Source organism: Halomonas sp. (genome assembly GCF_041689495.1).
Lineage (GTDB): Bacteria > Pseudomonadota > Gammaproteobacteria > Pseudomonadales > Halomonadaceae > Halomonas.
In genome coordinates, this window is the sequence record NZ_JBDNGD010000097.1 from 1 (window position 1) to 4523 (window position 4523).

The window sequence follows — 4523 nt, forward strand, 5'->3', positions numbered from 1 at the left end:
AAGAGGATGATGTAGGTCGAGGAGACGGCGATAGTCGGCCCGAGGATGCCGGCATCGGTGTAGACCTGGCTGAAGAAGCGATTGAACGACAGACCGGGATAGCCCAGGAAGCCCGGCAGGTAGGGGCCGAAGAAGACATAGAGCAGGAAGATGGTGGAGATCACCACCAGCGCCAGCCCGGTGACACGGCGGGTCAACTCGAGGATCAGCAGCGACCCGGCCAGAGCCGCAAGGGAGATACCGATGGGCGCGAAGGAGGTGCCGGTCGAGGCCCTTAGCGGCGTGCCGTAGATCAGGATCAGGTAGCCGGCCGTGGCCATGGCACAGACCATCAGCACAATGTCGCTGGGTGAGAGCTTGGTGCGTACCTGGCGATGACACCAGGAGAGCAGGATGCCGCCGGCCGTGGCCAGGAGCAGCGGATAGCCGAAGTTGAATTATTGGTGTCGCCAGAACCCTAGTGGCGATGGTCATGCCCATCAAGAAGTGTGGCATGGCTCACGGGAATCTTCCTCCGTGCCGGCGACGTGATGCATTCAACGCTTCGTTCAGTTGCCCTTGGGTAGCAACAAACAAATGGCCAGTTTAAAAAAAGATATTTAATTACATGGAGTTAAGGAAACCGTATTGAACAAAAGTTGAAGGCAGCGAGGGGGTCATCGTCCGGGAACCCGCATGGCGACGGTCAGCGATTGTGCTGAATTTCGCACGGTCAGGTGCCGGTACAGTCCATCGATCATCATCGATTCCCCGGATCGAGGATCCTGACCGGTTGGATGTCCTGGCGCTGCGGTTCCTCGTCGGGTCGGTTGACCCGCGTTTCGAGCTCAGGCAATGCCTGGTCCTCGATGGGCAGCTGTTCGAAGAAATCGCAACTGACGCAGTCCCGGTAGCGAATATTGTGCTGTTCCCAGGTGCGGATGCGATCCATCTCGGCGCAGCGAGGGCAGATGGCGCCGGCGATAAAGCGTTTTTGAACGGCCATGAGGCCTCCTGGTGACATCCTGTCGGGACGGGTTGCCCCCCCCCGGCGGATACTTAGGGTGTAACGGTGAGGCGTCAGGCGGCACGGATCCCGGAATGGCGAAGCAGTGGCTTGACACTGGGTTCGCGTCCGCGGAAGGCGCGGAAGAGCTCAGCGGCATCCCGTGAACCACCCGGCTCGAGGATCTCGGTGCGAAAGCGCCTGCCTGTCTCGGGATCGAAGATCCCGGCTTCCTCGAAGGCGCTCCAGGCGTCCGCGGAAAGTACCTCGGCCCACTTGTAACTGTAGTAGCCCGCGGCATAGCCCCCGGCGAAGATATGACCGAAGCCGTTCTGGAAACGGTTGAAGCGGGCGCGAGGAACTACCGAGATGGCACGACGCACCTCGTCCAGCAGGACCTGTATGTCGGCGGCGCTGGGAGAAGAAAGCCCATGGTGCAGGCGGAAGTCGAACAACGAGAATTCCAGTTGACGCACCATGTCCATGGCCGACTGGAAGTTGCGGGCAGCCTGGAGTCGCTCCAGCAGGGTGTCGGGCAGCGATTCGCCGGTATCCACATGGCCGGCGATCAGGTCGAGACCTTCGCGCTCCCAGCAGAAATTCTCCATGAACTGGCTGGGCAGTTCCACGGCATCCCAGGCCACGCCGTTGATGCCGGAAATGTCGGCGATGGTCTGGCGGGTCAGCATGTGGTGCAGACCGTGGCCGAACTCGTGGAACAGGGTGGTGACCTCGTCATGGGTGAGCAGAGCCGGTGCTTCGCCGACGGGGCGGGTGAAGTTGCAGGTCAGGTAGGCCACGGGCAGCTGCAGTTCGCCTTCCTCCAGGCGACGTACTCGGCATTCGTCCATCCAGGCACCGCCCCGCTTGCCTTCCCGGGCGTAGAGGTCCAGATAGAACCCGGCGATGGGCGAACCGGCTTCCATGATCAGGAAATAGCGCACGTCGGGGTGATAACGTGGCGCCTGGGACTCCTCCTCGAAGGTCACCTCGTAGAGGCGCTCGACCACCCGGAAGAGGCCATCCACCACCCGTGGCGCGGGGAAGTAGGGGCGTAGCTGCTCATCGGAGATGGAATGGCGTGTCTCGCGGAGTTTCTCGCTGGCATAGCCGACGTCCCAGGGGGCCAGCTCGATCATGCCGAGCTCTTCACGGGCATAGGCTTCAAGCTCGGCGAATTCCTCCCTGGCCTGGGGCAGGGCGCGGGCGGCCAGATCCTCGAGGAAGTCCAGGACCTGGCGGGGCGACTCGGCCATCTTGGTGGCCAGCGAATATTCGGCATAGGTGGCGAAGCCCAGCAGGCCGGCCAGCTCATGGCGCAGGGCCAGGGTCTCTTCCATGATCGGGGCATTGTCGAACTCCCCGGCCTGGGGGCCCTGGTCCGAGGCACGGGTGACGAAGGCGGTGTAGACCTCGCGCCGCAGCTCCCGGTCATTGGCATAGGTCATCACCGGGAAGAAACTCGGGAAATCCAGGGTGAAGCGGTAACCCTCGAGCCCCTTGGCCTCGGCGTTGGCCTGCAGGGTGGCGAAGGCGCTCTCGGGCAGGCCGGCGAGGCGGCGGTCATCGACGAGATCCAGGTGCCAGGCCTGGGTGGCATCGAGCAACTGGTTGGAGAAGGTGTTGCCGAGTTCGGAAAGACGGGCCTTGATCTCGCCATAACGGCGCTTGCTCTGCTCGGGGAGGTCGACGCCCGCTAGGCGGAAATCTCTCAGGGTATGGTCGATCGTGCGTTTCTGGCTTTCGTCCAGGGTGCCCCAGGCGGAGCCTTCTTTCAGGGCCTGCCAGGCGCGGAAGAGGCCTTCATGCTGCCCCATCCAGGTGCTGTACTCGGAGAGCTTGGTCAGGCAGGCCTGGTAGGCCTCGCGCAGCTCCGGGTTGTTCATGGTGCCGTTGAGGTGGGAGACCGGCGACCAGGTGCGCGAGAGGCGATCATTCAGGGCTTCCAGTGGGGCAGCCAGGGTGTCCCAGGTCGGCGGCCGCTGGCCGGCCTGCTCGACCAGACGTTCGATGGCGGTTCGGTTTTCCGCCAGCAGTTCTTCCACGGCGGGGACCACATGCTCGGGGCGAATGTCAGCAAAGGGTGGCAGGTCGTGGGATTCGAGTAGTGGATTGCGGGGCATGCGTACCTCGGGGCGTTTCGTGAAAAGAGTCTTACGTTAGATGCGGGCGGCTGGCCGAGGTTTCAATCTCGATGCGGCCGACGCTGATACTATGATGAAAGCGCCTATGACACAGCGGACATCCGACGACAGGAGATGAGTGATGAGCGAGACAGTCGACAATCGGCCCGGGGCCATCCGGCCCTGGAAAGGTATCGAGCCACGCTTGGGAAAGCGAGTCTACATCGATCCGGCCTGTATGGTACTGGGCGACGTGGTGCTGGGTGACGACTGTTCCGTGTGGCCCATGGCGGTGATCCGGGGTGACATGCATCGTATCCGCATCGGCGCAGGGACCAGCGTCCAGGATGGTTGCGTGCTGCACATCACCCATGCCAGCGATTTCAACCCTGACGGCTTCGCCCTGACAATCGGCGAGGAGGTGACCATCGGCCACAAGGCGGTCCTGCACGGCTGTACCCTGGGTAACCGCATTCTGGTGGGCATGGGTGCCATCGTCGTGGATGGTGCCGTCGTGGGGGACGAGGTCATCATCGCCGCCGGTGCCGTGGTGCCGCCGGGCAAGCGCCTGGAGAGCGGCCATGTCTATGCCGGCAACCCGGCACGGCCCCTGCGCGCCCTCAAGGGAAAGGAACGCTCCTTCTTCGCCTATACCGCCGGGAATTACGTGAAGCTGAAGGACGAATACCTCACCGCAACCGCCGTTGGCTGAAGTCAGTGCCGGGTTCTCTGGCGGTAATCCTCGGCCTTGAGGCCGTACTTCCTGAGCTTGTCGTAAAGGGTCTTGCGGGGCAGGCCGAGGGTCTCGCAGACCTCGTTGATGCGCCCCTGATGGTGGGCGAGGGCCTGGCTCACCAGGCTCTTCTCGAACAGTTCCACCTGCTGGGGCAGCGCCATCTCGCCGGCATCGATTCGATCTCGTCGAGGAAGACGGTGCCACCCTCGGCATGTTCGAACTGCCGATACGCCGCTCAAGGGCACCGGTGAAGGCCCCCTTCTCATGGCCGAACAACTCGGATTCGATGATGCTCTCCGGAATGGCCCCACAGTTGATGGCCACGAAGTGTCGGCCGCTGCGTGCGCTGCGTTCATGGATGGAGCGTGCCACCAGGTCCTTGCCCGAGCCGGTCTCGCCGAAGACCAGCACATCCGTCTCGACCTGACTGATGCGCTGGACCATGGACGCCAGGCGTTGCATGACGTCCGTGCGTCCCACCACCCTGGGGCCAGGGGCGTTCTGATGGGCTTCAAGCTCCGCCTTGAGTCGGCGGTTTTCCAGGCTCAGGCGGCGTTTCTCTACCCCTCGGCGAACCACTTCCACCAGCCGTTCGCTGGCGAAGGGCTTCTCGAGGAAATCCCAGGCCCCGTTGCGCATCGCCTCCACGGCGGTCGAGATGTCGCCATGGCCGGTGATC

General features: G+C 63.1%; 4 protein-coding genes and 2 pseudogenes. 1 reads left to right on the forward strand and 5 read right to left on the reverse strand.

All coding sequences use genetic code 11. The annotated features are described in order from the left end of the window. The 3 genes and pseudogenes from ACESMD_RS03090 to prlC form a co-directional block, all read right to left on the reverse strand. Positions 1–437: pseudogene (locus ACESMD_RS03090) on the reverse strand (TRAP transporter permease); the annotation flags it as partial. 302 nt (positions 438–739) lie between these two features. Beyond that, positions 740–985, reverse strand: coding sequence for a YheV family putative zinc ribbon protein (locus ACESMD_RS03095; protein WP_372610222.1), 246 nt, complete (start codon positions 983–985; stop codon positions 740–742). Positions 986–1059: 74 nt separating this feature from the next. After that, positions 1060–3108, reverse strand: a complete 2049-nt coding sequence (gene prlC, locus ACESMD_RS03100; protein ID WP_372610224.1) for an oligopeptidase A — start codon at positions 3106–3108, stop codon at positions 1060–1062. 142 nt (positions 3109–3250) lie between these two features. On the opposite strand from prlC, the gene ACESMD_RS03105 reads away from it, so the two are divergent. Further along, a complete protein-coding gene (locus ACESMD_RS03105) occupies positions 3251–3820 on the forward strand; it encodes a gamma carbonic anhydrase family protein (protein ID WP_372610226.1) in 570 nt (189 codons plus the stop codon). A 2-nt stretch (positions 3821–3822) separates the two neighbouring features. Here ACESMD_RS03105 and ACESMD_RS03110 read toward each other — a convergent pair whose 3' ends face one another. Beyond that, positions 3823–4005: a helix-turn-helix domain-containing protein gene (locus ACESMD_RS03110; protein WP_372610228.1), complete on the reverse strand. Its 183-nt coding sequence runs from the start codon at positions 4003–4005 to the stop codon at positions 3823–3825. Positions 4006–4064: 59 nt separating this feature from the next. Next, positions 4065–4483: pseudogene (locus tag ACESMD_RS03115) on the reverse strand (sigma-54-dependent transcriptional regulator); the annotation flags it as partial. Positions 4484–4523 lie beyond the last annotated feature (40 nt).

Bases quoted from the DNA above. Each gene is read 5' to 3' on its own strand.
- ACESMD_RS03110 (WP_372610228.1), bottom strand. From the start codon at position 4,005: ATGGCGCTGCCCCAGCAGGTGGAACTGTTCGAGAAGAGCCTGGTGAGC.
- prlC (WP_372610224.1), bottom strand. From the start codon at position 3,108: ATGCCCCGCAATCCACTACTCGAATCCCACGACCTGCCACCCTTTGCT.
- ACESMD_RS03095 (WP_372610222.1), bottom strand. From the start codon at position 985: ATGGCCGTTCAAAAACGCTTTATCGCCGGCGCCATCTGCCCTCGCTGC.
- ACESMD_RS03105 (WP_372610226.1), top strand. From the start codon at position 3,251: ATGAGCGAGACAGTCGACAATCGGCCCGGGGCCATCCGGCCCTGGAAA.